Source organism: Micromonospora sp. BL4, assembly GCF_003667505.1.
Taxonomy (GTDB): domain Bacteria; phylum Actinomycetota; class Actinomycetes; order Mycobacteriales; family Micromonosporaceae; genus Micromonospora.
This window is the reverse complement of record NZ_RCVJ01000070.1, coordinates 60,378-86,167: the sequence shown is the minus strand read 5'-3', so window position 1 is coordinate 86,167 and position 25,790 is coordinate 60,378. Positions and strand designations below refer to the sequence as shown.

General features: G+C 72.8%; 34 protein-coding genes and 1 pseudogene. 15 read left to right on the top strand and 20 right to left on the bottom strand.

The genetic code is table 11. From position 1 onward, the window contains the following. Positions 1-1,155: HAMP domain-containing protein (locus EAD89_RS05385; protein WP_199733416.1), on the bottom strand; the 1,155-nt coding region annotated here is incomplete at its 3' end. A gap of 85 nt (positions 1,156-1,240) precedes the next feature. On the opposite strand from EAD89_RS05385, the gene EAD89_RS05380 reads away from it, so the two are divergent. Together EAD89_RS05380 and EAD89_RS30970 are read left to right on the top strand one after the other, a co-directional pair. Further along, complete coding sequence (locus EAD89_RS05380; protein ID WP_121674946.1) at positions 1,241-1,918, top strand: 5-formyltetrahydrofolate cyclo-ligase; 678 nt, start codon at positions 1,241-1,243, stop codon at positions 1,916-1,918. Further along, positions 1,915-2,121 (top strand): annotated as a pseudogene (locus tag EAD89_RS30970) (FmdB family zinc ribbon protein); the annotation flags it as partial. The gene EAD89_RS05380 and the pseudogene EAD89_RS30970, both read left to right, overlap by 4 nt. Positions 2,122-2,135: 14 nt before the next feature. Here EAD89_RS30970 and EAD89_RS30965 read toward each other — a convergent pair. Next, on the bottom strand, positions 2,136-2,342 hold the full coding sequence (locus EAD89_RS30965) for a hypothetical protein (RefSeq protein ID WP_233578215.1): 207 nt from the start codon (positions 2,340-2,342) through the stop codon (positions 2,136-2,138). A 223-nt stretch (positions 2,343-2,565) separates the two neighbouring features. On the opposite strand from EAD89_RS30965, the gene EAD89_RS05370 reads away from it, so the two are divergent. After that, positions 2,566-3,138, top strand: coding sequence for a flagellar biosynthesis protein FlgA (locus tag EAD89_RS05370; RefSeq protein ID WP_121674944.1), 573 nt, complete (start codon positions 2,566-2,568; stop codon positions 3,136-3,138). Between the two features lie 64 nt (positions 3,139-3,202). Here the strand turns inward: EAD89_RS05370 and EAD89_RS05365 are convergent, their stop codons facing one another. Next, positions 3,203-3,385 carry a hypothetical protein gene (locus tag EAD89_RS05365; RefSeq protein ID WP_074316562.1) on the bottom strand — a complete coding sequence of 61 codons (183 nt, stop codon included), beginning with the start codon at positions 3,383-3,385 and terminating at the stop codon, positions 3,203-3,205. Positions 3,386-3,489: 104 nt separating this feature from the next. Here EAD89_RS05365 and EAD89_RS05360 point away from each other — a divergent pair, with 104 nt between their 5' ends. Beyond that, positions 3,490-3,810 carry a hypothetical protein gene (locus EAD89_RS05360; protein ID WP_121674943.1) on the top strand — a complete coding sequence of 107 codons (321 nt, stop codon included), beginning with the start codon at positions 3,490-3,492 and terminating at the stop codon, positions 3,808-3,810. A gap of 18 nt (positions 3,811-3,828) precedes the next feature. On the opposite strand, the gene EAD89_RS05355 is transcribed toward EAD89_RS05360, so the two are convergent. Then, the gene (locus EAD89_RS05355; protein ID WP_121657370.1) at positions 3,829-4,311 is read right to left on the bottom strand and encodes a DUF2231 domain-containing protein; all 483 of its coding nucleotides are present in this window, start codon (positions 4,309-4,311) and stop codon (positions 3,829-3,831) included. Between the two features lie 196 nt (positions 4,312-4,507). Here EAD89_RS05355 and EAD89_RS05350 point away from each other — a divergent pair, with 196 nt between their 5' ends. After that, positions 4,508-4,936: a Fur family transcriptional regulator gene (locus EAD89_RS05350; protein ID WP_121657369.1), complete on the top strand. Its 429-nt coding sequence runs from the start codon at positions 4,508-4,510 to the stop codon at positions 4,934-4,936. A gap of 63 nt (positions 4,937-4,999) precedes the next feature. Further along, on the top strand, positions 5,000-5,863 hold the full coding sequence (locus EAD89_RS05345; RefSeq protein ID WP_121674942.1) for an oxygenase MpaB family protein: 864 nt from the start codon (positions 5,000-5,002) through the stop codon (positions 5,861-5,863). Between the two features lie 19 nt (positions 5,864-5,882). On the opposite strand, the gene EAD89_RS05340 is transcribed toward EAD89_RS05345, so the two are convergent. The 11 genes from EAD89_RS05340 to EAD89_RS05295 form a co-directional block, all read right to left on the bottom strand. Beyond that, positions 5,883-6,803: a PD-(D/E)XK nuclease family protein gene (locus EAD89_RS05340; RefSeq protein WP_121674941.1), complete on the bottom strand. Its 921-nt coding sequence runs from the start codon at positions 6,801-6,803 to the stop codon at positions 5,883-5,885. 45 nt (positions 6,804-6,848) lie between these two features. Continuing rightward, a complete protein-coding gene (locus EAD89_RS05335) occupies positions 6,849-7,463 on the bottom strand; it encodes a MarC family protein (protein WP_089017854.1) in 615 nt (204 codons plus the stop codon). Positions 7,464-7,503: 40 nt separating this feature from the next. Continuing rightward, a complete protein-coding gene (locus EAD89_RS05330; RefSeq protein ID WP_121674940.1) occupies positions 7,504-8,376 on the bottom strand; it encodes a PHP domain-containing protein in 873 nt (290 codons plus the stop codon). A 71-nt stretch (positions 8,377-8,447) separates the two neighbouring features. Continuing rightward, a complete protein-coding gene (locus EAD89_RS05325; RefSeq protein ID WP_121674939.1) occupies positions 8,448-9,617 on the bottom strand; it encodes a hypothetical protein in 1,170 nt (389 codons plus the stop codon). 83 nt (positions 9,618-9,700) lie between these two features. Further along, the gene (locus EAD89_RS05320; RefSeq protein WP_233578211.1) at positions 9,701-10,477 is read right to left on the bottom strand and encodes a SigE family RNA polymerase sigma factor; all 777 of its coding nucleotides are present in this window, start codon (positions 10,475-10,477) and stop codon (positions 9,701-9,703) included. Between the two features lie 103 nt (positions 10,478-10,580). After that, positions 10,581-11,456 (bottom strand): PH domain-containing protein, encoded by an 876-nt coding sequence (locus EAD89_RS05315; RefSeq protein ID WP_121654774.1) that lies wholly within the window; start codon positions 11,454-11,456, stop codon positions 10,581-10,583. Between the two features lie 7 nt (positions 11,457-11,463). Continuing rightward, positions 11,464-11,622 (bottom strand): hypothetical protein, encoded by a 159-nt coding sequence (locus tag EAD89_RS30675; RefSeq protein ID WP_165942702.1) that lies wholly within the window; start codon positions 11,620-11,622, stop codon positions 11,464-11,466. 116 nt (positions 11,623-11,738) lie between these two features. Then, a complete protein-coding gene (locus EAD89_RS05310) occupies positions 11,739-12,416 on the bottom strand; it encodes a DUF6758 family protein (RefSeq protein WP_368666338.1) in 678 nt (225 codons plus the stop codon). Positions 12,417-12,496: 80 nt separating this feature from the next. Beyond that, the gene (locus tag EAD89_RS05305; protein ID WP_121674950.1) at positions 12,497-13,120 is read right to left on the bottom strand and encodes an RNA methyltransferase; all 624 of its coding nucleotides are present in this window, start codon (positions 13,118-13,120) and stop codon (positions 12,497-12,499) included. A gap of 57 nt (positions 13,121-13,177) precedes the next feature. After that, on the bottom strand, positions 13,178-13,693 hold the full coding sequence (locus tag EAD89_RS05300) for a hypothetical protein (protein ID WP_121674949.1): 516 nt from the start codon (positions 13,691-13,693) through the stop codon (positions 13,178-13,180). Positions 13,694-13,805: 112 nt separating this feature from the next. Continuing rightward, positions 13,806-14,321: a MaoC family dehydratase gene (locus EAD89_RS05295; RefSeq protein ID WP_121674938.1), complete on the bottom strand. Its 516-nt coding sequence runs from the start codon at positions 14,319-14,321 to the stop codon at positions 13,806-13,808. Positions 14,322-14,869: 548 nt separating this feature from the next. Here EAD89_RS05295 and trxA point away from each other — a divergent pair. The 3 genes from trxA to EAD89_RS05280 all read left to right on the top strand — a co-directional run bounded on the left by trxA (position 14,870) and on the right by EAD89_RS05280 (position 16,767). Further along, a complete protein-coding gene (gene trxA / locus EAD89_RS05290) occupies positions 14,870-15,232 on the top strand; it encodes a thioredoxin (RefSeq protein ID WP_007455291.1) in 363 nt (120 codons plus the stop codon). A gap of 156 nt (positions 15,233-15,388) precedes the next feature. Beyond that, positions 15,389-15,829 (top strand): hypothetical protein, encoded by a 441-nt coding sequence (locus tag EAD89_RS05285; protein WP_121674937.1) that lies wholly within the window; start codon positions 15,389-15,391, stop codon positions 15,827-15,829. Continuing rightward, complete coding sequence (locus EAD89_RS05280) at positions 15,826-16,767, top strand: HTTM domain-containing protein (RefSeq protein ID WP_121674936.1); 942 nt, start codon at positions 15,826-15,828, stop codon at positions 16,765-16,767. The genes EAD89_RS05285 and EAD89_RS05280 overlap by 4 nt, the downstream gene beginning before the upstream one ends. On the opposite strand, the gene EAD89_RS05275 is transcribed toward EAD89_RS05280, so the two are convergent. Further along, the gene (locus tag EAD89_RS05275) at positions 16,731-17,150 is read right to left on the bottom strand and encodes a thiol-disulfide oxidoreductase DCC family protein (RefSeq protein ID WP_121674935.1); all 420 of its coding nucleotides are present in this window, start codon (positions 17,148-17,150) and stop codon (positions 16,731-16,733) included. The genes EAD89_RS05280 and EAD89_RS05275 overlap by 37 nt on opposite strands. Before the next feature lie 92 nt (positions 17,151-17,242). On the opposite strand from EAD89_RS05275, the gene EAD89_RS05270 reads away from it, so the two are divergent. Beyond that, positions 17,243-18,289: an Rv2578c family radical SAM protein gene (locus tag EAD89_RS05270; protein ID WP_121674934.1), complete on the top strand. Its 1,047-nt coding sequence runs from the start codon at positions 17,243-17,245 to the stop codon at positions 18,287-18,289. Between the two features lie 26 nt (positions 18,290-18,315). Beyond that, positions 18,316-18,723 carry a CoA-binding protein gene (locus EAD89_RS05265; protein WP_121674933.1) on the top strand — a complete coding sequence of 136 codons (408 nt, stop codon included), beginning with the start codon at positions 18,316-18,318 and terminating at the stop codon, positions 18,721-18,723. 125 nt (positions 18,724-18,848) lie between these two features. On the opposite strand, the gene EAD89_RS05260 is transcribed toward EAD89_RS05265, so the two are convergent. Next, complete coding sequence (locus EAD89_RS05260; protein WP_089017864.1) at positions 18,849-20,045, bottom strand: acyl-CoA dehydrogenase family protein; 1,197 nt, start codon at positions 20,043-20,045, stop codon at positions 18,849-18,851. A gap of 177 nt (positions 20,046-20,222) precedes the next feature. Between EAD89_RS05260 and EAD89_RS05255 the strand changes: the two genes are divergently transcribed. Further along, positions 20,223-20,759, top strand: a complete 537-nt coding sequence (locus EAD89_RS05255; protein ID WP_121654766.1) for a DUF4190 domain-containing protein — start codon at positions 20,223-20,225, stop codon at positions 20,757-20,759. 36 nt (positions 20,760-20,795) lie between these two features. On the opposite strand, the gene EAD89_RS05250 is transcribed toward EAD89_RS05255, so the two are convergent. After that, positions 20,796-21,701: an SDR family NAD(P)-dependent oxidoreductase gene (locus tag EAD89_RS05250; RefSeq protein ID WP_121654765.1), complete on the bottom strand. Its 906-nt coding sequence runs from the start codon at positions 21,699-21,701 to the stop codon at positions 20,796-20,798. A 115-nt stretch (positions 21,702-21,816) separates the two neighbouring features. Here EAD89_RS05250 and EAD89_RS05245 point away from each other — a divergent pair, with 115 nt between their 5' ends. Then, the gene (locus EAD89_RS05245; protein WP_121674932.1) at positions 21,817-22,329 is read left to right on the top strand and encodes a DUF4190 domain-containing protein; all 513 of its coding nucleotides are present in this window, start codon (positions 21,817-21,819) and stop codon (positions 22,327-22,329) included. Between the two features lie 45 nt (positions 22,330-22,374). Here the strand turns inward: EAD89_RS05245 and EAD89_RS05240 are convergent, their stop codons facing one another. Next, entirely contained in the window at positions 22,375-23,331 is a 957-nt protein-coding gene (locus EAD89_RS05240) for a CoA ester lyase (RefSeq protein ID WP_121674931.1), read from the bottom strand. A 129-nt stretch (positions 23,332-23,460) separates the two neighbouring features. On the opposite strand from EAD89_RS05240, the gene EAD89_RS05235 reads away from it, so the two are divergent. Then, positions 23,461-24,285: an SDR family NAD(P)-dependent oxidoreductase gene (locus EAD89_RS05235; protein WP_121654762.1), complete on the top strand. Its 825-nt coding sequence runs from the start codon at positions 23,461-23,463 to the stop codon at positions 24,283-24,285. Positions 24,286-24,294: 9 nt separating this feature from the next. Beyond that, complete coding sequence (locus tag EAD89_RS05230) at positions 24,295-24,570, top strand: hypothetical protein (protein WP_121674930.1); 276 nt, start codon at positions 24,295-24,297, stop codon at positions 24,568-24,570. Positions 24,571-24,726: 156 nt separating this feature from the next. On the opposite strand, the gene EAD89_RS05225 is transcribed toward EAD89_RS05230, so the two are convergent. Continuing rightward, on the bottom strand, positions 24,727-25,689 hold the full coding sequence (locus EAD89_RS05225) for a DMT family transporter (protein WP_121654760.1): 963 nt from the start codon (positions 25,687-25,689) through the stop codon (positions 24,727-24,729). Between the last annotated feature and the right edge of the window lie 101 nt (positions 25,690-25,790).

Here is a 25,790-nt window from a genome sequence, read left to right as displayed (position 1 = left end):
GTCCCCCTCCGGCCAACGCCCGTCCAGCCCCTCGGTGCACTGTGCGACCAGCACCCCACCGGTCTCCACCAGCAGCACCGCTCCGGCCCGCGCCCCGGTGGCCGCGATGGCGCTGTGCAGGATCACCCGCAGGATGCGTTGCAGGTCGTGCGTGCTGGCCAGGGTGTCCCCGAGGACCGCGAGGTGCCCGCGCAACTGGTCCCGGCTGCTGGTCAGCGCCGCGACGTACGACCCGGTCTCCCGGGTCATCCGGTTGAACGCGGCGGCCAGCCGGCCCAGTTCGTCCCGGGTGCGCACCGGCACCCGGGCGGTCAGGTCGCCGTGCGCCACCCGGTCCACCGCGCCGGCCAGCTCCACCAGCGGCCGGGTGGTCACCCGGGCCAGCCGCCACGCGGCCAGCACGGCGAGCAGCCCGGCCAGCACGACCACGCCGACCAACGTGACGTGCAGCGCGGGTGGCTGCTCGCTCGCCACGGAGAGCACCAGCGGCAGCGGCTGCCCGGAGGACGGTCCGATGCGTCGCACGTACCGGCCCTCGGTGGTCTCGGTGACCTGGTCGCCGTCGGTGGCGATGGCCGCGGCCAGCACGGCGTCGCGTACCGCACGGGATTCGGTGGTGTGGGTGACCCGCGCGGCGCTGGCACCGCCGTCGAGCAGCGTGACCGCCACCCCGGTCACCGCCGCCAGCCGGGCCACGAAGGCCGGGTCGACAACCTGCGCGGCGGCCACCGTGCCCAGCAGGGTCCCGGCGCGGTCGCGCAGGTCGACCCGGGCGGCCACGGCGCGGACCGGGCCGGACGGCGCGGCCGGGCCGCCGCACTCGCGCCAGGGGGTCGCCGGCGCTCCGGGCGAGGCGTAGGTGACCTGGCCGGACACGTCGGTGATCAGCACCCCGGCGGCCAACCCTCGGCCGACCAGCTGGGCGGCGGCGCCGGCCGGGTCGCCGGTGAGGGCCACCGCGTCGGCGGTGGCGCGCAACTGCTGGCAGAGCGCGTCGACCGAGGTACGCACGGTGGAGGCCGCCACGGCGAGGCGCTCGGTGGAGCGGCTGCGGTCGACGGCGGCGACGGTGGAGGCGACGAAGAACGCGCCGAGCAGGACCGGCCCGAGCACCACCACGAGGAAGGCTGCTGTCAACCGCCCGCGTAGCGTCACTCGGTCCCCCCGGACGGTCCGCTGTCGTTGCTTGCGATGCTGACACAGAGCAACCGTGGGAGAGGCGTTGCGTCAGGAGTGTTGCGTGCCGGAATTTTCTGATGAAGCGGAAGTGACCCGGGTGGCGAAGCGGGACACCCGCGCCGAGCTGCTCGCCCGACGCCGGGCGCTGAGCGGTCCGGCCCGGGTCGCCGCCGCCGGCCGTGTCCAGGCCGAGCTGGTCGCGCTGGTACGCCGGCTGCGCCCGCGGCGGATGACGGCGTACGTGCCGGTCGGCTCCGAGCCGGGCGGGGCGGACCTGCCGGAGGTGCTGCGGGCGGCGTTGCCGGCCGACGCCGAGCTGCTGCTGCCGGTGCTCCTCGCCGACCTTGATCTGGACTGGGCGGCGTACACCGGGCCGGACGCCATGATCGCGGCCGGGCGGGGTATCCGGGAGCCGGTCGGACCCCGGCTCGGGGTGGCCGCGGTGACCGGCGCGGACCTGGTGGTCGTTCCGGCGCTGGCGGTCGACCGGCGCGGCCGGCGGCTGGGCCGCGGCGGTGGCTCGTACGACCGGGCGCTCGCCCGGGTGCCCACGGCGACGCTGACCGTGGTCCCGCTGCACGACGGCGAGTTGGTCGAGGCGCTGCCGGTGGAGCCGCACGACCGACCGGTCCGCGCGATCGTCACCCCTGCCGACGGGGTGCGTACGCTTGACGACGGCCCGGGAGCGGCGCATGGTGTCGCGCCCCACACGTCCGCTGGACGAACCCGGGGCGAATGACGCACCATTGGCACTCGAATAGGTCGAGTGCCAACTGGCTGAGCCCAGATCCGGAGGAGAACGTGCCCACGTACCAGTACGCCTGCACCGCGTGCGGTCACCAGCTCGAGGCGGTCCAGTCCTTCTCTGACGCGCCGCTGACCGAGTGCCCGACGTGTGCGGGGCGGCTGCGCAAGGTCTTCAACTCGGTCGGGATCGTCTTCAAGGGCTCGGGCTTCTACCGCACCGACTCCCGGGCGTCCGGCTCCGAGACCTCGGCCGGCGGCACGGCGAGCAAGCCGGCCAAGTCCGAGTCGTCCTCGGGTGGAGACTCCGGGTCGTCGTCGGGTTCGACCGGGTCGACGTCCTCGTCGTCCGGCTCGTCCTCGTCCTCCGGCTCGTCGTCGTCCGGCTCGTCGTCGTCCGGCGGGTCGAGCGGTGGCAAGGCCCCGGCGGCCAGCTCCGCGTCCTGACCGCCCCGCCCGCCGGCTTCCCGGGTGGGCAGGTGGTCGTCCCCGTGTCATAGCAGGTCCGGCCGGTCGGTGGGCGTTGTCCACAGGCCGGCCGGTTGTCCACAGGCACCGGCGGACGATCAGCTGAGCTGGCTCCGATCGGCCTAACCTGCAGCCCACGGGTGTCGCTGCGGCACCCGCGACGGGAGGCGGCAGATGGCGACCGGCGATCCAGACTCCGCTCGGGCGTTACGGCCACTTCGGCGGCTCGCCCTGCCCGGCAGTCGCACCCTGCTCCGGGCCGGCCTGGTCGCTGCGCTGCTCGGCCTGGCCGCCGCCGTCCTGCACACCCCGACCGGCTGCCCGCCGGCCACGAGCGCCACCCCGACCCCCGGCCGGGTCAGCGTCGGACCGGTCGACGGGCCGCGGCCGACCGGCGTGGTCGACGGGCCGCGGCCGACCGGCACGGGCGCAACCACGGACGGGGCCTCGGCGTCCGGTCCGTTGCCGCTGCCCAGCGGCGCGGTCGGGGTGCCGGTCCGGTTGGCCGAGCCGGCCGCGCTGGCGGTGGTCCGACCCGGTGCCCGGGTCGACCTGCTCGCGGCGCCGCCGGGTGGGACGGGCGCCGAAGCCGCCCTGCTCGCCACCCGAGCGCTGGTGCTGGACGTGTTGGGTGCCGGCGCGACCGACGGGTCGTCGGCGCTCTACCTGGCGCTCCGCCCCGACCAGGCACAACGCGCGGTCGGGCTGCCGGAGGGCAGCCGGTTCGCCATCGTCGTCCGCGGTTGACCGGGCGCGCCACCAGCGCGGCCCGCTTCCGAGGCGGCGGCCAGGCCTACGGACGGGAGCGGGGTCAGCCCCAGTGCGGGGGGCGTTCGGCGAGCAGCCAGTCGTCGTTGCCGCCGGGCCGCTCGCCCCAGCCGCGGTCGGTGTCGTCGGCGGTCTGCTCGGGCAGCACCACGAAGTCTTCGCTCAGGTCGACGGTGCGGTCGTCGTCGCCGCGCGCGCCCTGCGTGCCGGGGTCCTCGGTGCTCACGAGCGGCAAGACTAGCGCAGCCGACGGCAGCGGACCGGTGGCGGACGGTGGCGCGCCGGCCAGAAACGACCGAGCCGCCGGCCGCGTTGGTAGCGTCGGACGGCGTGACGACCCCCAGCGGTGGCAGCACCCCGGACGACTACTGGCGGCGGCCCGGGACCGGCGGCGACGGAGCACCGGAGCAGGCCGCCGCCGCGCCCGCGAGCGGGTACGAGGGCCCGCCGCCGAGCGTGCCGCCGCCGGCGGGCTGGCGCCCACCCGTACACCTGGAGCCGGCGCCGCCCCGGCGGCTGCCGCCCCAGGACATGGCCGACCTCGACGCGGCCGAGCAGCGCGCCCAGCGAATCACCTACGGCTTCGGCGCGGCGGTCGGCGTGGTGCTGGTGGTGCTGCTCTGCCTGCTCTGCTCGCGGGTGATCTTCTGACCACGCCGTGACCGACGGTCAGAGCGTGGTGCCCCAGACGGCCTCGGCGCCGGAGTGGCCGGTCAGGTAGACGTAGACCAGGGCTGCGATGGAGAGCGCGACGACCGCCACCCCCAGCACCGGGGTCACCAGCGCCGGCAGCCGCGGCACCCGGGGATGCCCGCTGGTCGCCACCAGCAGCAGAACGGCCACGATCCCGAGCGGCACCACGATCCGGAACAGGATGTCGCCGTAGCGGGAGTGCTCGAAGATCTGGTCGAGGATCGGGCCCTGGAAACCCCGGGCGACCAGCGCGTCGGTGAACGCCTCACCCGACTGGATCGCCACGAAGGCGGTCAGCGGCGCCGCCACGGCGAGGATGCCCACCGCCCAGTCCAGCCGGTGCCGCCAGCGCGGCAGCCCCACGTACGCGATGGCCAGCACCGCCAGCAGCGGCACGAACAGGACCACCGCGTGGACCACCAGGACGTGCACCGGCAGACCCTGGATCTCCTCGAACATCGACACCCTCCAGGTGGATCACGGTCACGGGTTGGCCAGCCTACGTTCGCCGGTCACCCCGGGCTCTCGACCGGGAACACGCGCGGCGCCTCGATCGGGTTCACCGCGCCGCGATCCGGCCGTCGGCGGCTGTGTCCGCGGCCACCCCGGCCGCACGCCGGTTGTCGGCACCCGTCGCGCGTGCTGTCATTGGCGCATGTCCGGTGCCGAGGAACTGCTGCGATCGAGGGGCCTGCGGGTCACCCGACCGCGCCTCGCGGTGCTCGACGTGCTGGCCGGCGGCGGCCACCTGGAGGTCGAGGAGATCACCCGGCAGGTCCGCGAACGCCTCGACTCGGTCTCCACCCAGGCGGTCTACGACGTGCTGGGGGCGCTGTCCCGGGCCGGGCTGTCCCGCCGGATCGAGCCGGCCGGCAGTCCCGCCCGGTACGAGGCGCGCGCCGGCGACAACCACCACCACGTGGTCTGCCGGGGTTGCGGCGAGATCGCCGACATCGACTGCGCGGTGGGCAGCGCCCCCTGCCTGGCGCCGAGCGTCGCGCACGGCTTCGAGGTGGACGAGGCGGAAGTGACCTTCTGGGGTCTCTGCCCGGCCTGCCAGGCTCGCCGCTCCGCCGACAGCTGACCGGTTCCCGCGCTCCGGGCGGGGTGACCGGCGAGGTCGGCCGGGCCGTGGCACTCTTGGGCGGTGGACTCCGATGACCTCGGCCTTTTCGGTCCGGGTTCGGTCACGTGGAAAGTGCACGACGAGCCGATCCTGGTCGTAGCCGGCCTGCGCTCGCTCTACCTCCAGGCGTTGCACCCGCGGGCGATGGCCGGGGTCGCGCAGAACAGCAACTACCGCACCGACGCCTGGGGCCGCCTGGTGCGCACCGCCACCTACGTGGCCACCACCGTCTACGGGACCACCGCTGAGGCGGAGGCGGCCGGGGCCCGGCTGCGCCGGCTGCACGACCGGCTGCGGGCCACCGACCCGGACACCGGCGAGGAGTTCCGGATCGACGAGCCGGACCTGCTGCGCTGGGTGCACGTCGCCGAGGTCGAGTCGTTCCTCAGCACGGCCCGGCGGGCCGGTCTGCCGCTCACCGACGACGAGGTGGACGGCTACTACACCGAGCAGCGCCGCTCGGCCGCCCTGGTCGGCCTCGACCCGGCCACCGTCCCGGGCACCGCGAAAGAGGTGGCGGAGTACTACCGCGCGGTGCGGCCGGAGCTGCGGATGACCCGCGCGGCCGCCGAGACCGCGCTCCTGCTCACCGCCCCGCCGCTGCCGTGGAAGCTCAGCCTGCCGGCCCGGCTGGGGCTCACCCTCGGGCCACCACGCTGGGCGTACCTGGGGGTCGCCGGCACGGCGCTCGCGTTGTTGCCGGCGTGGGCTCGCCGGATGTACGGCGGGCTCGGGCTGCCCACCACCGCCCTGTCGGCGGACCTGACGGTGCGCACCCTGCGCTTGGCGCTCGGCGCGGTCCCCCGGCGCTACCGGGAGGGGCCGATCCTGCAGGCCGCCAAGCAGCGGGCCGAGCGCCTGAGCGCCACCCCGCTGGCCGGTTGACCCGGCCCCGCCAGCGGCGTCAGCCCTCGGTGGGCCGGTCCACGGCGGCCCACGGCTCCTTGCCCGGCGTCTGCGCGCCGGTCGGGCAGTGCCGCCGGTAGTCGCACCAGCCGCAACGCGGGCCGGGCGCCACGGGGAACGCCTCGTCCGCGTCGCCGCCGTCGGCGACCGTCCGCTCGGCGGCCATGATGTCGCGGGCCGTCTCCTCGGCGCGGGTCAACTGGCGGGCCAGCGACTCGACGCTGTGGTCGTGGCCCGCGACCGTGCCGGTCGGCAGGTGGTGCAGCTCGACCCGCCGGCACGGGCGGCGGAACACGCGCTCCGCCGCGTACGCGTAGAGCGCCAGCGCCTGCGAGCCCCGGGCGTCGTCGGTGTCCAGCCCGGTGCGGCCGGTCTTGTAGTCCACGATGACCAGCTCCGGACCGTCCGGCCCAGGACGGGAGTCGATCCGGTCGGTCCGCCCGTTGAAGGCCAGCACGGCGGTCTTGACCGCCACCACCCGCTCCACGCCGAGCGGGTCGGCCTCCGGCTCCAGCGTCTCCACGTACGCCTCCAGCCAGCCCAACGCCCGCCGGTAGGCGGCCCGCTCCTGCTCGTCGTCGCGGTAGCCCTCGCGGACCCAGGTGCCCTTGAGCAGGGTGGCCAGCGTCTCGGGGCGGCGCCGGTCGGCGGGCAGCGCATACCAGTTCTTCAGGGCGTTGTGGACGCTGGCGCCGAGCGAGTTGTGCGCCCACGGCGGGCCCTTCGGCGGGGCCGGCCGGTCGACGTAGGAGTAGCGGTAGCGGCGCGGGCAGTCCGCGTACGCGCCGAGCTTGCTCGGGGTGCAGACGAACAGCCGCTCCGGCATGCCCTCGAAGCCGAGTTGCTCGGCGCCACCGGCGCGCTGCTGAGGGGCCCGGCCGCCGGCGGCCGGTCGTCCGGCTGAGGAGGATCGTCGCACGCCTGCGATCCTGCCACCCACCCCCGACAGCACGGGGGAGCCGGGTCAGGTCATGTTCACGTACTGCGTGACGAAGGCGGCCACCGCGTCCGCGATGAGCTGCACGGCGATGGCGGCCAGCAGCAGGCCGGCGATCCGGGTCAGCACCTCGATCCCGCCGGGTCGCAGGATCTTCACGATGCCGCCGGAGAAACGCAGCACGATCCAGACCGCGACCATCACGGCGAGGATCGCCGCGGCGATGGCGGTGAAGTCGCCCAGCCCGTCGGCCTGCTGGACGAAGAGCATGGTGGCGACGATGGCGCCGGGACCGGCCAGCAGCGGGGTGCCCAGGGGCACCAGGGCGATGTTCGAGGTGACCTGCTGGCTGGGGTCGTCGGCCTTGCCGGTCAGCAGTTCCAGGGCTACCAGCACCAGCAGCAGGCCGCCGGCGGCCTGCAGGGCGGGCAGGTCCACGTGCAGGTAGTCGAGCAGGGTCTGCCCGGCAACCGCGAAGATCACGATCACGCCGAGCGCCAGCGCGACCGCCTGCCAGGCCGCCCGGTTGCGGTCGCGGGCGGGCAGCGGGCCGGTCAGCGCGAGGAAGATCGGCATCATGCCCGGCGGGTCGGTGATCACCAGCAGGGTCACGAAAACCTCGCCGAACAGCTTCAGATCCACGTGATCAACCTAGCCGCGCCGATATGGGCCGCGACCCGGATCAGCCCGAAGCGACCTCGGTCACCCCCGCGGCGACGATCCGCTCGTACGCCTCGGCACTGGTGCTGAACGCGCCGAGCTGGACGGTCTTGTGCGTGCCGTGGAAGTCCGAGGAGCCGGTGACCAGCAGGCCCAGCTCGGCGGCGAGCCCCCGTACGTGCGCCCGCTCGGTCGGGCTGTGGTCCTCGTGGTCGGCCTCCAGCCCGGCCAGCCCGGCGGCGGCCAGCTCGGCGATCAGCTCGTCGGGCACCACCCGGCCGCGTCGGGTGGCGCGTGGATGGGCGAAGACCGGTACCCCGCCGGCCGCCCGGACCAGCCCGATCGCCCGGAACACGTCGATGTCCTCCTTGGGCAGCCGGTACTTTTCGCCCAGCCAGTCCGGGCCGAACGCCTCCCCGGTGCTGCCGACCAGGCCCGCCCGGATCAGCGCCTGCGCGATGTGCGGCCGGCCCACCGTGCCGCCGCCCGCGCCGGTCAGAATGTCCGGCCAGCTCACGTCGACGCCGTCGGCGCGCAGCAGCGCGACGATGCGTTCGCCCCGCTCCTCGCGGGCGGCCCGCACCCGGGCCAGCTCGGCGGCCAGCTCCGGGTGGTCCGGGTCGAACAGGTACGCCAGCAGGTGCAGCGGCACCGCCGGCTGTGCGCCCGACCACCGGCAGGACAGCTCCGCGCCCCGGACCAGGCGCAGCCCGGGCGGTAGCGCTCGCACGGCCGGCGCCCAACCGGCGGTGGTGTCGTGGTCGGTGATGGCCAGCACGTCCAGCCCCGCCCGGGAGGCGGCGCGGACCAGTTCGCCCGGGCTCAGCGTGCCGTCGCTGGCCGTCGAGTGGGCGTGCAGGTCGATGCGCGGAGCGGGGCCGGTACGCGAGGTCATCAGCCGACGCTACCCAGCGCCATCCGGCCCCGTTCTGTCGAGGCCTGCCCGCTCACAACGGGTGCAGGCGGTCAGGAGCCCGTCACCACGACCGGCCGGTTCCCCTGCTGCACGCCGGGCACCGGGACCGCCTGGGCCTGCTTTCCGGCCCGTACCCGTCCGACCTCGACCCGGACCAACTGGCCGGCGCCGTCGACGTAGGTGGCGTCCGAGTCGGTCTTCCAGGCGATCGCGCCGGTCGCGGGCGGCCCGGCCGGCACGACGGTCAGGTCCGGTCCGAGCTGGCGCAGGTCGACCAGCAGTGCCCGGTCCGCCTTGCCGACCCGCCCGTTCACCAGCAGCCACCGGCCGTCCGTGGAGATACCGCCGACTCCGTCCTGGCTCAGCTGCGGGCCGCAACCGGTGCTGAGCCGCTTCAGGTCACGCTTCGGGTCCAGGACGGCCAGGCAGGTCCCGTCGGTGTCGCCGGCGGCGACCTGGCCGACCAGCCGTCCGTCGGGCAGCGGGCCGTAGACGCTCAGGGTGCTCCGGTCGGCTCCCACGGTCAGTTCGGCGCCCGGCCGCCAGAGGGCGTGGCCCGCGCGGTCCGGGTCGAGCCGGACCAGCACGCTGTCGCCGACGAACCGGACCGGTTCCGCGTCGGCGGGCAGGGCCGTACGCACCGGCCCGATGAGCTGGGTGCCGACCACCCCCGCCACCAGTAGGCCGGTGCCGTCGCGCCAGGCGACCTGGCGGCCGTCGGGTGCCACGACGATCGCGCCCGCCCCGGCCAGCAGCACCTGCACCAGCCCGTCGCGCTGCGCCACCCAGAGGGAACGGCCGGCGGCGGTCGGCGCTCCGACCACCAACCAACCGGCGCCGCCGGGCAGCAGGTGGGCGGCCTCGGCCGGCCCGACGCCGGGCAGCTCCAGCCGCGCACCCTGCGCGCTGACCAGCGTCCCGTTGACGAGCAGGTCGACGGACGTCCCGGGCGGAGGCGCCGGCGCAGCGGTGGCCGAGGGAATCGGTCGGGCCGACGGGTTCGGGTCACCGATCACGACGATGGGTGTGCCCTGCCCGCCGGAGCCGTCACCGAGCTGGGCCATGCCGGTGCTGACCAGCACGGTGGCGACAGCCGCGAGGGCGAGGCCACCGGCGGTGCGACGGCGCCGGATCCGGTTCGCCCGGCGGATGGCCTGGCCGGCCGGGTCGGCGCTCAGTGGGCGTGCGACGGCGACCTGGTGCGAGAGGGTCTCCCGCACCGCATCATCCAGGTCGTCAGGTCGCACGTGGTAGGGACGCGCCGGGCGGCCCGTCAGGTTGCCTGACCGGCTCGGGAATGCTTTCACCGCTGCTCTCCGGTGCCCGTGCCGACGGGCACCGCCGCCGGCTCGACGGGCAGCTCGACCGGCAGCTCGGCCGGCAGCTCGGCCGGGCGGGGCGCGGCCGGGCGCGGCAGTGTCGGGCCGGTCGTCGTCCGGGGTTGGCCGGGCGCCGCACGGCCGTTGGCCCTGCCCTGCCCGGCCGGGGTGGCCGCGCCGCCGGCACGCGCGGTGCCCGCGCCGCCGCTCCGGGCTCCACCGGCAGCCGCGGTCCGGCCGCCGGTGGCCCCGACGGCCAGCTCCGGTGCCGCCGCGCCCATCCGCTGGCGCAGCGTGGACAGTGCCCGGGAGGTCTGGCTCTTCACGGTGCCCGGGGAGATGTTCAGCATCGCGGCGGTCTGCGCCTCCGACATGTCCTCGTAGTAGCGCAGCACCAGGACCGCCCGCTGCCGGTTGGGCAGCTCCCTGAGGTGCCGCCACAGCAGGTCGCGGTCCAGCTGCTGTTCGATCTCGTCGACACCGGCACGCTCGGGCAGCACCTCGGTGGGGCGCTCACCGTGCCAGCGTCGCCGCCACCAGCTCGTCGACGTGTTGACCATCACGCGCCGCGCGTACGGCTCGACCGCCTCGATCCCCCCGAGCCGCTTCCACGCCAGATAGGTCTTGGTCAGCGCCGTCTGGAGCAGGTCCTCGGCCGTGGCCCAGTCGCCGGCGAGCAGATACGCGGTACGCAGCAGGGCGGCGGAGCGGGCCGCGACGAATTCGCGGAACTCCTCCTCCAATGGGTCCCTGCTCGCCACCGCACACCTCCGCACCCCAGCCGTCCTGGCAGAGTGCCACGTCAGAGGCCGTCTGGTCCATGACGAAAGGTGCGCACTTGGTCCGATGTTCGGACGAAAACTTTCACGCCCCGTCGTCGGCCTTGGCCTCGTCGGCTTCCTTGCCCAGCCGGGCCTCGACCGCCTGCGGCTCGTACATCTCTTCGACCACTCGCAGGTAGAGCTCGTTCGGATTGGGCAGGTTCTTGATCTCGCGCAGCGCCTGCTCCTGGCCGGCGGACTCCAGCACGAAGGTGCCGTAGTTGAGCGCCCGGCCGCTGGGCGTCTGCTCGTATTTCATGTCGGTGACCCGCACCAGCGGCATCATGGCCACCCGGCGGGTGATGATGCCGTTGACGACCATGACCCGCTTGTTGGTCAGGATGAACCGGTCGTACCACCAGTCGGCGACCTTCCACGCCACCCAGCCCATGACCGCGAACCAGAGCAGCACGGCGACGGTGGTCAGCGCGCCGACGTTCTGACCGGCGAGGAAGCCGGAGAGATAGCCGAGCACGAAGGTCGCCGCGATGCCGACCAGCAGCGGGGTGGTGAGGTGGATCCAGTGCCGCTTCCACTCACCCCGGTAGCGCTCCGTGGGGAAGAGGTAGCGGGCGACCAGCGAGCTGGGCTCGTCCTCCAGTGGCAGCACGCGCCGGGGGGGCGCGCCGGTCGCGTCGGCGCGCAACCCGGCCAGCTCGTCCTCGGAGATCTGCGGCGGCTGGTAGCCGGCCTCCGGATCACGGATCCAGGCCCGACCGGAACGACCCTCACCGGCGTAGCCCGGCCCGTCGCCGTAGCCGACGTCGTCCGATAGGGACGGACCGTCGGACAGGCCGGGGCCGGCGCCATAGCCCGGGCCGTCATCGGGCCCGATCCGTGGGATCGGCTCGGTGTCGCGCTCGCGGCGCTCCCGGTCGGGGTCGTCCGGGTCGAAGGGTGGACCGGAGGGGCTGCCCATTGAACGGTTAGGCGACGAGGCTGGTGAAGAAGTCGCCGAACCCCTGGGCGATGTCGACGATCCCGCCGCCGAGCGACTTGAACACATCCGCCGCGGAGTTTGGCCGGTAGGCGACGAAGAAGATCAAGAATGCGATTCCGGCCCAGGTGAGGACCTTCTTGACCATGGCGGGCCATCCTCTCGCGCGGCGCCGGGTCCCATTACCGCAGCGGCACCCAGAGTATCAGTGTGGTGTCGTACAGTGAATATCTGCGACCGTTCTCCGTCAATCCGGGAGAGGTGTCAAGCCCTCCCGGGTAGGTACGGGGACGGTGCGCCGTACACGAGCTCGGGCGGAGTCCACTCGGTCAGGTCGTGTAGCACGACATCTTCCGCGAGCAGGTGTCCCGCACTCGCCGGCCAGGCTATCGCATGCAGCCACATTCCCCGAGCCTCGCCGGCGTACGCGCTTCGATCCGTCGGTGAATTCACCAACCACAGTGGAGTAGGGTGCCCGCCGACCCGGATCCTGGCCTGCCCGACGTGCTCGGGGTGGCCCGGCCCAGGGTCGGTCAACGCGTCGGCCAGCTCCGGTCCCGGGTCCGGGCCGGCCAGCCCCGCCAGCCGGGTGCCCAGGCCGACGCCCGGCTCCTCGGCCACGAAGACCAGGTCGGCCGGGCCGCCTCCGAGCGGCGCCGGGCCCGCGCAGGCCACCGCTGTCGCCCGCACTCCGGTCCGGTCGTCCCCGGCGTACGCGACGCCGGTGAGGGTCCAGCCGGGCGGCAGCGGCCACGGGCACCACAGCGGTGTGCCGGGTGGATCCCCGGTCGCGGTGATCCGGTCCACCACGCTCGCCACGATCTCCGCTCCGATGTGCTCGGGCACGTGCAGCGGTGGCACCGGGCCACAGTGCAGGCACCTCGACTCGGTGTGCATCAGATCCGGCGCCCGTACCGGGCCCCCGCATCTCGGACAACTCACCGCGACACTCACATCCTTACCGTCGCCCCGGACCGGCGGCGCGTCAAGCCGGAACGTCCGATTCGGCGCCCGGGGCGTGCTCAGCCCGGCGGCGGCCCGGCGTGGGTGCGGATCCAGGCGTGCATGGCGATGCCGCTGGCCACGCCCGCGTTGATCGACCTCGTGGAGCCGTACTGGGCGATGGAGTAGAGCTGGTCGCAGGCCGCGCGGGCCGGTTCGGAGAGACCGGGCCCCTCCTGGCCGAACAGCAGCACGCACTCCCGCGGCAGGGTTCCGGTCTCCAGTGGGCGCGAGCCCGGCAGGTTGTCGATGCCGAACACCGGCAGGCCCTCCCCGGCGGCCCAGCCGACGAACTCCTCGATCGTCTCGTGGTGCCGGACGTGCTGGTAACGATCGGTCACCATCGCGCCGCGCCGGTTCCACCGTCGCCGTCCGACGATGTGCACCTCGGCGGCGAGGAAGGCGTTGGCGTTGCGGACCACCGTGCCGATGTTGAAGTCGTGCTGCCAGTTCTCGATGGCGACGTGGAACCCGTGCCGGTGCCGGTCCAGATCGGCGACGATGGCCTCGTGCCGCCAGTAGCGATAGCGGTCGGCCACGTTGCGCCGGTCCCCCTCGGCCAGCAACTGCGGGTCGTAGCGCGGGTCATCCGGCAGATCCCCCGGCCAGGGGCCCACGCCCACCTCAAGCTGCTCGTCGGTCACGGTCATCAGAGAGTACGGACCCGTCCGGCGCTCGCCGCCGACGGCCTGCCCGCCGGTTCAGCCCAGCCCCAGCGCGGCGCCGAGCCGGTCCAGGAAGCGCCGGTCGGCCGGGCTGGCCGGCAGGCTCGGTGACGGCCCGCCGGGGGTGGGCACCGCCCGGCAGACCCGGGCCGCGACCGACTGCACCCACTGGCGGTACGCGGCCGAGTCGGCGGGGTCGGCGCGCCGGCGCAGGATCCGGACCGCAGCCCGACAGGCGGCCAGGAGGTCCACCAGGTCGGTGAGGCGTTCGGTGGCGGGCTGGGTGCCGTCGTGGCGGGCGTAGATCGCGGCGACCACCGCGCGGACCAGATCGCTGTCGAACGCCCGGCCGGCGGCCACCGCGTCCAGGCCGGCCAGGCCCGCCATGACCCCCCGGGCCGGTCGGCCGGGGCCCGGAGCGGCGGCGGCCACGAGAACCCGACCGGGCAGGCTGGTGAGCAGGTCCCACTCGGCGGCGGAGTAGACGGCGGTGGTCAAGGGTGCGGCTCGGCGACCGGCAGAGGGCGGCTCTCCGGCGACGGAGTGGCTCATCGGAACCTCCGGCGCCAGCATATGCCCCGAAACGGGAATAGGGCCCCTTCCCCATCAGAAGCTGCGGTGGGGAAGGAGCCCGGCGCCGTCGGCGGTCGACCCGCCGCGGTGTTCAGCGCGGCTCGGGGAAGCTGGGCCGCTCCGGGTCGACTCCCTCTCCGGCGGCGCTGGCCGCGTACTCCCGCTTGGGGACCATGACCTTGCGGCGGAAGACGCAGACCATGGTGCCGTCCTGGTTGTAACCCCGGGTCTCCACCGACACCACGCCCCGGTCGGGCTTGGATCCGGACTCCCGCTTGTCCAGCACCGTCGTCTCGCCGTAGATGGTGTCGCCGTGGAAGGTGGGGGCCACATGCCGGAGCGACTCGACCTCCAGGTTGGCGATCGCCTTGCCGCTGACATCCGGCACCGACATACCGAGCAGCAGCGAGTAGATGTAGTTGCCCACGACGACGTTGCGCTTGAACTGGCTGGCCGTCTCGGCGTAGTGCGCGTCCATGTGCAGCGGGTGGTGGTTCATGGTGAGCAGGCAGAAGAGGTGGTCGTCGTACTCGGTGACGGTCTTGCCCGGCCAGTGCCGGTAGACCGCGCCGACCTCGAACTCCTCGTAGTAACGGCCGAACTGCATCCTGGTCCCCTTCGACGGGCGGCGATGGAGTTCGGCACAGCATGCCTTACCGGTGGTTAAGGCGACCGCCGGGGCGCGACCTCGGCGGAAAAGTCACACCGGTCACTCGCTCGGGGGGAGACGCAATGAGCGGCGGGGCCCTCCCCGGCACCCGCCGCCCACGCTCTGATGCGGAGAATTCTGCCCTACGGAAGCGTAGGTTCAACAGAGACCGGCGTCACATTTATCTTTTTGTAACACTACTCTAAGTAATCAGAACGGGGTTGATCAGCGATCACTGCAGGCCGGATACGTCCTTGTCAAGGGGCAAGTTACCGATTCGTAGCGCTCGATCGAGTCGATCTCCCTGGAAACGCTCCCATCACGGCAGGTCACGCAAGTGCGTCATGCACTTGCGTTCCGCAGGTCGGGACGCACAGACGCGAGTCGATGACCCTGGGTGCCCGCGAGCAGCCCGCAGCACGTTTCGTGCCCGACCCCCCGGGAATTCGATACGGTCAGCCCTGGTTCTAAGCGACGTAGACAAACCGCGGTGATCGGAGAGTGCAATGGCAACCGTTGAGCTGACCTCGACGAACTTCGACGAGGTGACCGGCAACGACGGCATCGTCCTGGTCGACTTCTGGGCCGACTGGTGTGGTCCGTGCAAGCGGTTCGCCCCGGTCTACGAGCGCTCCTCGGAGAAGCACCAGAACATCGTCTTCGGCAAGGTCGACACCGAGGCGCAGCAGGAACTGGGCGCCAAGTTCGACATCCGGTCGATCCCCACGATCATGGCGATCCGTGACGGCGTCATCGTCTTCGCCCAGCCCGGCGCGCTCCCGGAGTCCGCGCTGGAGAACCTGATCGAGCAGGTCGAGGCGCTGGACATGGACGACGTTCGTAAGCAGCTGGCCGAGCACAACCACTGAGTCGTCCACACGACGACACGCGAAGGCCGGGCCCGGTACGGGCCCGGCCTTCGTCGTACCCCCCGGAAGCACCCGCATGATCACCTTCCTGGGCAGGTCGAACTGCCCGTCGGTGGGACCCGACGCGGCCGGTACATCCCGTATCGTCACGACCCGATGGAAACCCTGACCACCCGCGGGCGCGTCACCCGGCTCGGCGCGACCGCCCTCGGCCTCGCCCTGCTGGTCGCTGGCACCTTCTGGGGCAGCGACGACGACTTCCCGTTCGGCCCGTTCCGGATGTACTCCACCTCGAACCCGGCGAACGCACCCGCTCCCGACACCCGCGTCGAGGGAGTGAACAGCGCCGGGAACGTGATCGACCTCGACCAGAACGCGACCGGCATCCGCCGCGCCGAGATCGAGGGCCAGCAGGCCCGGTACGCCGCCGACCCGACGCTGCTCACCGAGGTCGCCGACGCGTACGCCGAACGCCACCCGGACGCCCCCGCGCTGGTCGAGGTCCGCATCGTGATCCGGTGGCACGGCATCCGCGCCGGCCGGCCGACCGGGCAGCACACCGATGAGACCGTCGTCCGCTGGCAGGCACCCCGATGACCCGCTGGCTGACCGAGGCGGTGCCGCGCGGCCGCATCGCCGCCTTCCGAACCGTGATCTACCTCTTCGTCGCCGCCGACCTGGTGATCTTCACCCCCTGGGTACGCACCCGGGTCAGCGTGCCCGGCGATCTCTACCAACCGCTGCTGATCGGCCGCCTGCTCCACCTGCCGACGCCGACAGCGGCGCTGGTGGCGGTGATCTTCTGGTCGTTGCTGGTGCTCGCGCTCCTCGCCGCGACCGGACGGGCACCCCGACTGCTCGGCTGGACGGTCTGCGCGCTGTACCTGGAGTGGATGATCATCGCGATGAGCTACGGAAAGGTCGACCACGACCGGTTCGGGCTGCTCGTCGCGCTGGCCGTCCTACCGACCGCCGGCCGCGCCCGGCACGGCGACACCACCCGCACCGAGGCCGGCGGCTGGGCCCTACGAGTCACCCAGATCGCGGTGATCTGCACGTACTTCCTCGCCGCCTTCGCCAAGCTGCGCTTCGGCGGGCTGGACTGGCTGACCGGCTCGGTCCTGGCCCGGGCGATCATCCGGCGCGGCACCGACCTGGCGGACCTCATCGCCCAGGTGCCGTACCTGCTGATCGTCGCCCAGTTCGGCATCGTGGCGTTCGAGCTGCTCAGCCCGGTGGTCTTCTTCCTGCCACCCCGCTGGCGACTGGCCATGGTCGGCTTCTTCTACTCGTTCCACGCTGTCACCATCGCGACCATCACCATCTCGTTCGCGCCGCACCTGGCCGCCATGACCAGCTTCCTGCCGTTGGAGCGGGTCCGCCCGCTGCTCTGGGCCCGCCGCCTCGCCGGCCGCGAACCTCCCAGGTCAACGACGGACGCCCCGGCGCACGCCGACACTCCGACAGAGGCTGACGCGGGCCGGGCGACGCTCGACGATCAGGCTCCGGTGGTTGGGCGACCGGCCGGGCCGTAGAGCCGCTCCCGGGCCTCCTGCGGGAGGGAACAGGCCGCCGTGCCGCCCGGCAGACGATGCCGGTTGCGCGCCACCCAGCGGTACACGGGCCAGGCCGCCGCGCGGGCCGGCGGAAACCGCAGGCCGGCCCCGGCGACCCGCCAGAACGGGCCGCTCGCGGCGAGCAGCTTCGCGATGGCGTCCGGCCCGGCGGCGCGGGAGCCGTCCGCGCCGACCCACTGCACGGCCTCCTCGCACTCGGCGGCCGTGAGGCCGAGCGCGTCGAGATTGGCGAACTGCCAGGGCACCACCTGCGCGGCGGTGGGAATCCGGCGTTCGATGAACTCCGCACAGGTCGTGCAGAACGCGCAGTCCCCGTCGTAGACGAAGGTCGACGTCTTCATGCTGTCCATCCTCCCCCGCCGGACCGACGATCAGTCACGGGTGTCCGGCGGGTCACTTGCGCTTCGCTCGTACACGTGTTCGAATAGTGTCCATGCGCTGGGACAACCTCACCGCTCCCCCGGTTGAGGGAGACCCCGAGCGGGCAGCGCCAGCGACGCCACCCCTGCCGCTGGCGCTGCCCGGCGCCGTTGCCCGCACCTTCGACACCCCCGAGTTCGCCGGGATGACCTTCTACGAGGTGCAGGCCAAGTCCATCATCAACCGCGTGCCCGGGCAGTCCCGCGTCCCGTTCGAGTGGACGATCAACCCTTACCGGGGCTGCTCTCATGCATGCCGCTATTGCTTCGCGAGAAACACTCATACTTATCTCGACCTCGACGCCGGGGCGGACTTCGACCGGAAGGTGATCGTCAAGGTCAACGCCGGCGAGCTGGTCCGGCGGGAGCTGGCCGCGCCGAGATGGCGGGGCGCGCACGTGGCGATGGGCACCAACGTGGACTGCTACCAGCGCGCCGAGGGCCGTTACCGGCTGATGCCGCAGATCATCGCGGCCCTACGGGACTTCGCCAACCCGTTCTCGATCCTGACCAAGGGCACGCTGATCCTGCGGGACCTGCCGCTGCTGCGCGAGGCCGCCGAGGTGACCAGGGTCGGCATCTCCTTCTCGGTGGGCTTCGTCGACGAGCAGCTGTGGCGCACCGTCGAGCCGGGCACGCCGCACCCACGCCGCCGGCTGGACGCGGTCCGGGCGCTCGCCGACGCAGGCTTTCCCGTCGGAGTGCTGATGGCCCCGATCCTGCCCGGTCTCAGCGACAGCGACGAGTCCATCGACGCGACGGTGTCGGCGATCGCCGCCGCCGGGGCGAGCAGCGTGACGCCGCTGGCCCTGCACCTACGTCCCGGCGCCCGGGAGTGGTACGCCGGCTGGCTGGCCCGGGAGCACCCGCACCTCGTGCCCCGCTACCGCGAGCTCTACCGGGCCGGCTCCTACGCGCCGCAGCCGTACCAGCGGGAGCTGACCGCGCGGGTGCGGATCGCGGCCCGCCGGCACGGGCTGCACCGTGGTGAGCAGGGCGACAACCGCAGCCTGCCCGAGCCACCGCCACCACCGGCCGCCGAGCAGCTGACCCTGCTGTAGGCCGGGGGCGGCGCTACAGTCGGCGGGTGCGTACCGCTCAGCAGATCCTCGCCGACTCCGCCGTGATCGCCGTCGTGGGCGCGTCCCGCGACCCCAGCAAGGCCGCGCACGGCGTGCCGTTGCAGATGCAGCAGTACGGCTGGCGGATCATCCCGGTCAACCCCACCGTCGACGAGCTCTTCGGTGAGCGGGCCTACCCGACGCTGGCCGACATCCCCCACCCGGTCGACCTGGTCGACGTGTTCCGGCCGGCGGCCGACGCCGTGCAGGTGGTCCGGGACGCGGCGGCGATCGGCGCCCCGGCCGCCTGGTTGCAGCTGGGCATCGTCTCGGCCGAGGCGCGCCGGATCGCCGAGGAGGCCGGCATGGACTACGTCGAGGACCGCTGCCTCATCATCGAACGCGCCGCCGCCAACCTGACCCGCCCAGCCTGACCCCGCGCCAGCCGTAGCCCCCGTCGATCATGGAGTCGTGGTGCCGGATTCGGGGCGCTTCACCGCGTTCGTCCCCCACCACAACTTCATGATCGACGGGGCGAGGGCGTGCCGCGGGCCTGGGGTTAGAGCTTGTACTCCTTGAGGAGGCCGCGGGAGATGATGGTCTTCTGGATCTCGGAGGTGCCCTCGCCGATGAGCAGGAAGGGAGCCTCCCGCATCAGCCGCTCGATCTCGTACTCCTTGGAGTAGCCGTAGCCGCCGTGGATGCGGAACGCCTCCTGCACGACCTCGGCGCAGTATTCCGAGGCGAGCAGCTTGGCCATGCCGGCCTCGACGTCGTTGCGCTGGCCGGCATCCTTTAGTCGGGCGGCGTTGACCATGAGGGCGTGGGCGGCCTCGATCTTCGTGCCCATCTCGGCGAGCTTGAAGGCGATGGCCTGGTGCTTGGCGAGGGGCTGGCCGAAGGTCTTGCGCTGCTGGGCGTAGCTGACCGCCAATTCGAAGGCCCGGATGGAGATGCCGCAGGCTCGGGCGGCCACGTTGACCCGGCCGACCTCGATGCCGTCCATCATCTGGTAGAAGCCCCGGCCCACCTTGTCGGCTCCGCCGAGGATCGCTGAGTCGGGCACGGTCACCCCGTCGAGCACCATCTCGGTGGTCTCGACGCCCTTGTAACCCATCTTGTCGATCTTGCCGGGGATGGTCAGTCCGGGTGCGGTCTCGCCGAAGCCCGGCTCCTTCTCCAGCAGGAACGTGCTCATGTTGCCGTACACCGACTCGGCGCCGGTGTCGGTCTTGACCAGGGTGGCCACCACGGAGGAGTACGCCCCGTTGGTCAGCCACATCTTCTGCCCGTTGAGCACGTACCGGTCGCCGTCGCGGACGGCCCGGGACTTGATGGCCGAGACGTCGGAGCCGGTCTCCGGCTCGGACATGGAGAACGCGCCGCGTACCTCGCCGGTGGCCATCTTCGGCAGCAGACGCGCCTTCTGCTCGGCCGAGCCGTGCTGGGAGATCAGGTACGCCACGATGAAGTGGGTGTTGACGATGCCGGAGATCGACATCCAGCCTCGGGACAGCTGCTCCACCACCAGCGCGTAGGTGAGCAGCGACTCGCCGAGGCCGCCGTACTCCTCGTCGATGGTGAGGCCGAACAGCCCCATCTCACGCATCCCGTCGAGGATGTCGGTGGGGTATTCGTCGGCGTGCTCCAGCCGCTGAGCGTGCGGGATGATCTCCTTGTCGGCGAACTCCCGGACGGTCTCCAGGATCGACCGCTGTACATCGGTCAGGCCGGGCGTCTGGGCGAGTCGAGCCATCTCAGCCTCCGGGGATCAGCGCACTACTCATGGGTAACTGAACGCTGGGTCAGTATCGGTCTCCGGAGCCGGCGAGGCCAAGGTGACCAGTCCACACAACCGCTGTGAAAAGGTTCACCGCTGCGGGTAGCGTCCGGCAAGAGGGACTTTTCCGGCACCGGCAGGAGGAGGACAGCCGTGAGCTACCCGCCGCCGTCGGGACCACCCGGAGACGAGCAGCCGCCGTCACCCTACGAGCCACCGCGGGACCAGTCGCCGTACGCGCCGCCGCCGCCCGGCCAGTCGCCGTACGCGCCGCCGCCGGACCAGTCGGCCTTCGGGCCGCCCGAGCGCTCGCCGTACGGGCCGCCGGCGGACGACCCGTCGCCGTACGAGCAGCAGAGGCCGCACCAGCCGGCGCACTGGGGGCAACAGCCGCCGTACCCGCCGCAGGGCCCCTACGGGCAGTACGGCCCTCCCTCGTCGGGACCGGGTCGGGGCACCAACGTGCTGGCGATCCTGTCGCTGGTGTTCGCCTTCGTGTTCCCCCCGGCCGGCGCGGTGCTCGGCCATGTGGCCAAGCGGCAGATCCGCACCAGCGGCGAGGAGGGCGACCAGCTCGCCACCTGGGGCCTGATCCTCGGCTACGTCTTCACCGGGCTCACCCTGCTGGCCTGCTGTGGCTGGCTGGCCCTGATCCTCATCGGCAACACCGGCGACAGCGGCGGCTACTGAACGACGGCGGAAGCCCTCCACCGTGGACCTGACCGGTCAGCGGAACCGGGCCTCGCGGACGCTGTTACCGCCGTCCACCACCAGCATCTGCCCGGTGATGTACGAGGCGGCCGGCGAGCAGAGGAAGCTGATGGCGGCGGCGACCTCGTCCGGGGTGCCGGGTCGGCCGACCGGGGTGCCCAGTCCCTGCTTGATCTCCGCCATTGTGGACGCGGCCGTGTAGATGGTGCCGGGCGCCACCGCGTTCACGGTCACCCCGTCGGCGATCATCTCCATGGCCAGTGCCCTGGTCAGCCCGACCACCCCGGCCTTCGCCGCCGCGTACGCGGCCTCGGTGGGCAGGGCGTTGACCGGGCCGGCGGTGGCCGCGAGGTTGACGATCCGCCCCCAGCCCCGCTCGGCCATCCCACCGATGAACGCGCGGCTGCACAGGAAAGCGGTGGTCAGGTTGCGGTCGATCTCGCCACGCCACTCGTCGTAGGTCAGCTGCGCGACCGGTCGCAGCACCTCCGGGCTGGCCCGGCTGGCGAGGCCGGCGTTGTTGACGAGCACCTCGACGTCACCCAACTGCTCGGCGACCGCGTCCGCCAGCGCGCCGACCTCGGACTCGTCGGTCAGGTCCGCCACGAAACCGGTCACGCCCAGCTCGCCGGCGCGCTCGTGGATGCGCCGCGTGGTCGAGACGATGGCCACCCGGGCGCCCAGGTCGCTCAGCCGGCGGGCGGTGGCGTACCCGATGCCGTCCGGGCTGCCGGCACCGGTCACCAGGGCGACCCGCCCGTCGAGCCGCATGGTCACCGGGTCGGCGAGCGCGACCGGCTCGTCCGCGCCGGGGACTCCGGACGGTGTGGCCGCACGGCCGCGCCGGCCGGCGCCCGGGCGGCTGACGTCCCGTCTCGGTCGACTACCGGAACGATCGGCGGCGCGCGCATCCATTGCCATGCCAGGATCCTGCCCGGTCGGACGGGCCCGGGCAACGCGGCACCCGGGAGCGGGGGCATCGGGTTTGGTCGCCGCTGGCTACCCTGACGGCGCACCCGACCTGACGGAGAATCGCATGACCAATCCCCCGCCCCCCGGCGGCTGGCAGGACCCGGCCTCGTCGGGTCAGCAGTTCGGCGATCCCACCCTCGTGGTGGGTGGCCAACCGGTTCCCGCCCAGCCGACGAACCCGTACCCGGCGACCGACCCGTACGCCGGCACCATGCCGCCGGCCCAGGCCGGCCCGTACGGCTACCCGCCGGTCGGCTACCCGGGTTACGGGTACCCGCCGGCGCCGAAGCAGAACGGCCTGGCCATCGCCGCGATGGTCGTCGCGATCATCGGCGCCCTCGGCCTCTGCGGCTACGGCCTCGGCGGCTACATCGGCGCGGTCGGCGCGATCCTCGGCCACGTGTCCCGTAAGCAGATCAGGGAGCGCGGCGAGGGCGGCGAGGGCTTCGCCACCGCCGGCATCATCGTGGGCTGGATCGCCACCGCCCTGGCGGTGCTGGCCACCATCGCTATCGTGATCTTCTTCGTCTGGTTGGCCAACCAGGATCCGTCCAGCTACGACAGCGGCACCTACTGAGTCCGGCGGGCCGCCCCGGTCAGCAACACGGGGCGGCCCGGCCGGTCACTCCGACGGCGGGGTGAACGACGAGGTACGGCTCATCCCGGCGGCCCGGCCCTTGGCGGCGATCACCAGCGCCATCTTGCGGGACGCCTCGTCGATCATCTCGTCGCCGAGCATCACCGCGCCCAGCCTGCCGCCGGCCTCCGAGGTGTAGTGCTCGTACGCGTCGAGGATCAACTCGGCGTGGTCGTAGTCGGCCTGCGCCGGCTGGTAAACCTCGTTGGCGGCGTCGATCTGACCCGGGTGCAGCACCCACTTGCCGTCGAAGCCCAGCGCCGCCGAACGCTTGGCGACCTCGCGGAACCCGTCCACGTCGCGGATCTGCAGGAACGGGCCGTCGATGGCCTGCTTGTCGTGCATCCGCGCAGCCATCAGGATCCGCATCAGGATGTAGTGGTACGGGTCGCCCGGGTAGTCCGGGATCAACGCGCCGACCACCAGCGACCTCATGTTGATCGAGGCCATGAAGTCGGCCGGGCCGAAGATGATGGTCTCCACCCGGGGGCTGGCGGCGGCGATGGCGTCCACGTTGACCAGGCCGGCCGCGTTCTCGATCTGCGCCTCGATGCCGATCCGGCCGACCTCCAGGCCGAGCGTCTTCTCGATCTGGGTGAGCGTCAGGTCCAGCCACTGCACCTGGGCGGCGCTTTGCACCTTCGGCAGCATGATGCAGTCCAGGTTCGCGCCGGCGCCCTCGACCACCTCAATGACGTCCCGGTACGTCCACGGCGTGGTCAGGTCGTTGACCCGGACCACGCGCGTCTTGCCGGCCCAGTCGCCCTCGTTGAGCGCGGCCACGATGTTCTTGCGCGCATCCGGCTTGGCCAGCGGGGCCACGGCGTCCTCCAGGTCGAGGAAGACCTGGTCGGCCGGGAGTCCCTGGGCCTTGCCGAGCATCTTGACGCTGGAACCCGGTACCGCGAGGCAGGACCGGCGGGGACGACCGACTGCGGCCATGGATGCGCTCCTTCCAGCGTCCGGCGGGCACGCCGACGCCACCTGACGACAGATCCGAGAAACTTAACGATCCCAAAGGGCGTGGTGACGCCACGGTAACCTCGCGCCATGACCGGGGTGAATGGACCTGTGGAAGATCTCACTGGGCGTCGACTGGTGGTGGTGACCGGGGCGAGTTCCGGCATCGGGCTGGCCGCCGCCGTGGACCTGGCGTGCCGTGGCGACCAGGTGGTGCTGGTCGGGCGGGACCCGGCCCGGTTGCAGGCCGCCGCGGAACGGGTACGGGAGACGTCGGGTGAGCGTCCGGAGCTGTTCCGGGCCGACTTCGCGGTGCTCGACGACGTGCGCCGGCTCGCCGAGCGGCTGCGCGAGGCGTACGACCGGATCGACGTGCTGGCCAACAACGCCGGCGCCATCGCGCTCCAGCCGCTCACCACCGTCGACGGTTTCGAGTTGTCGATCCAGGCCAACCACCTGGCCCCGTTCCTGCTGACCAACCTGCTCGCCGACCGGATCGGCCGGATCGTGGTCACCGCCTCCGGCGCGCACCGAAGCGGCGTGCTGGACCCGAACGACCTGAACAGGCCCCTGCGTCGCTACCGGCCGATGGTCGCGTACGGCACCAGCAAGCAGGCGAACATCCTGTTCACCGCCGAGGCGGCCCGGCGCTGGCCGGGCATCCCGGCACACAGCTACCACCCGGGAGTGGTGCGCACCCGGTTCGCCAACGACAGCCGGCTGGTCGCCCTCGGCATGCGGCTCCTTCCGTTCCGCAGCCCGGAGAAGGGCGCCGAGACCCTGGTCTGGCTGGCCAACCAGGACCGGTCCCGACTCGTCGACGGCGGCTACTACCACAACCGGCGACTGCGTCGGCCGTTGCGCAAGGCCAGCGATCCGCAGCTCGCCGCCCGGCTCTGGGCGGCCAGCGCCAAGGCCGTCGGCATCGCCGACTAGGAGGCCGCCGTGCTGACACTCGTCGCGCTCGTCGAGTTCACCGCCGGGGCCGAGGCCGCCGGACAGCGGTACGAGGACGCCGTGCTGGCCCTGCTCGGCCGGCACGGCGGCGGGCTGGAACGACGGCTGCGCGGCACCGACGAGCGGACCGAGGTGCACGTGATCCGCTTCGACGCCCGGGCCGGGTACGAGTCGTTCATGGCCGATCCGGAGCGGGTCGCGCTGCGCGCCGGCCTCGGCCCGGTCGCGCCGACCACCCGCGTCATCGAGGTGCACGAGGTCTAGGGGGCGGCGTGGGCGCGCCGGCCGAACCGTCGACCGCGCCGGCCAACGCCGCTTGGAGCACCAGCCGCAGATCCGTGTCGTCGCCGGGACCGGCCCGGAGGGAACCACCACCCACGTTCCTCAGGTCGTCCCGAATTCGCCGGTCAAGGTGGGAGGTCAGTCTTTCAACGGAGCGGCGTCGGCGGGGAGCGGAGTGGGCGGCGGTGTGGCACGGCGGCCGACGCGGGCGCCGCCGAGCACCACCACCGCCACCCCGACCAGCAGCAGCCCCATTCCCAGCAGCGCGTACGGGCGGGGCAGCTGCCCCAGCCACACCCAGCCGAGCAGGGCCGCGCCGGGCACCTCCAGCAGGATCAGCACACTGACCGTGGTCGCCGGGATCTTCTGCAGGGCGTAGTTGAACATCGAGTGGCCGAGCAGTTGTGCGCCGGCCACCAGGGCCAGGATGGCCAGCCAGGTACGCCCGTCGAAGCCGGTCAGCCGGACGCCGCCGAGCAGGCACACCACCAGCAGGATCAGCGCGCAGATCCCGTAGCAGATGGTGGTGTACGTGGTGGTGCTGATGCTGGCCCGGGCCCGCTCACCGAAGGCGGTGTAGATGGCGGCGAACAGGCCACCGGTCAGCGCCAGCAGGTCACCGAGGACGGCCCGCCCGGAGATGCCCACGTCCGCGCCGGTCGCGATGACCGCGCCGCCGACCGCCACCGCGATGCCGATCCAGACCACCGTGGGCAGCCCGCGGCCCTGGGCACGCGCGATCAGTCCCTGCCAGACCGGCTGGGTGGCGACCAGGGCGGTGGCCGTGGCGACCGAGGTGAGCTGCGCGCTCGGCATCCAGGTGGCGAAGTGCGCGGCCAGGGCGACCCCGGAGAGCACGCAGTACAACCCCTCCCGCCGGCCCGCCCGTCCGGCCAGCGCACGGAACTCGGCGCGGCGCCGGGCCAGCGAGAACGGACTCAGCACGGCCACCGCGAGCAGGTTGCGCCAGAACGCGATGGCCAGAGCGGGGGCGGCGGCGTAGGCGATCAACGGCGCGGACGACGACACGGCGACGACGGCCAGGCCGACCGCGCCGGTGGTCAGCGGATCCAGGGGCGGGCGGTGTGAGGAAGGGGGCACGGGAAGCAATCCTCACACGCCTCCGAGCAACACAGAACGTCAGCACTCCGTTACGATCACGCGGGTCCGCGCCGGCGACCCTCGACCGCCCGGAGGCGCTC

Excerpts from the sequence above, each read along its gene's own strand:
- EAD89_RS05295 (WP_121674938.1), bottom strand. The coding sequence starts at position 14,321 with ATGCAGTTCGGCCGTTACTACGAGGAGTTCGAGGTCGGCGCGGTCTAC.
- EAD89_RS05240 (WP_121674931.1), bottom strand. The coding sequence starts at position 23,331 with ATGGCCGCAGTCGGTCGTCCCCGCCGGTCCTGCCTCGCGGTACCGGGT.
- EAD89_RS05270 (WP_121674934.1), top strand. The coding sequence starts at position 17,243 with ATGCGCTGGGACAACCTCACCGCTCCCCCGGTTGAGGGAGACCCCGAG.
- EAD89_RS05245 (WP_121674932.1), top strand. The coding sequence starts at position 21,817 with ATGACCAATCCCCCGCCCCCCGGCGGCTGGCAGGACCCGGCCTCGTCG.
- EAD89_RS05370 (WP_121674944.1), top strand. The coding sequence starts at position 2,566 with ATGGCGACCGGCGATCCAGACTCCGCTCGGGCGTTACGGCCACTTCGG.
- EAD89_RS30675 (WP_165942702.1), bottom strand. The coding sequence starts at position 11,622 with ATGGTCAAGAAGGTCCTCACCTGGGCCGGAATCGCATTCTTGATCTTC.
- EAD89_RS05275 (WP_121674935.1), bottom strand. The coding sequence starts at position 17,150 with ATGAAGACGTCGACCTTCGTCTACGACGGGGACTGCGCGTTCTGCACG.
- EAD89_RS05280 (WP_121674936.1), top strand. The coding sequence starts at position 15,826 with ATGACCCGCTGGCTGACCGAGGCGGTGCCGCGCGGCCGCATCGCCGCC.
- EAD89_RS05355 (WP_121657370.1), bottom strand. The coding sequence starts at position 4,311 with ATGTTCGAGGAGATCCAGGGTCTGCCGGTGCACGTCCTGGTGGTCCAC.
- EAD89_RS05330 (WP_121674940.1), bottom strand. The coding sequence starts at position 8,376 with ATGACCTCGCGTACCGGCCCCGCTCCGCGCATCGACCTGCACGCCCAC.
- EAD89_RS05260 (WP_089017864.1), bottom strand. The coding sequence starts at position 20,045 with ATGGCTCGACTCGCCCAGACGCCCGGCCTGACCGATGTACAGCGGTCG.
- EAD89_RS05285 (WP_121674937.1), top strand. The coding sequence starts at position 15,389 with ATGGAAACCCTGACCACCCGCGGGCGCGTCACCCGGCTCGGCGCGACC.
- trxA (WP_007455291.1), top strand. The coding sequence starts at position 14,870 with ATGGCAACCGTTGAGCTGACCTCGACGAACTTCGACGAGGTGACCGGC.
- EAD89_RS05300 (WP_121674949.1), bottom strand. The coding sequence starts at position 13,693 with ATGAGCCACTCCGTCGCCGGAGAGCCGCCCTCTGCCGGTCGCCGAGCC.
- EAD89_RS05350 (WP_121657369.1), top strand. The coding sequence starts at position 4,508 with ATGTCCGGTGCCGAGGAACTGCTGCGATCGAGGGGCCTGCGGGTCACC.
- EAD89_RS05250 (WP_121654765.1), bottom strand. The coding sequence starts at position 21,701 with ATGGCAATGGATGCGCGCGCCGCCGATCGTTCCGGTAGTCGACCGAGA.
- EAD89_RS05315 (WP_121654774.1), bottom strand. The coding sequence starts at position 11,456 with ATGGGCAGCCCCTCCGGTCCACCCTTCGACCCGGACGACCCCGACCGG.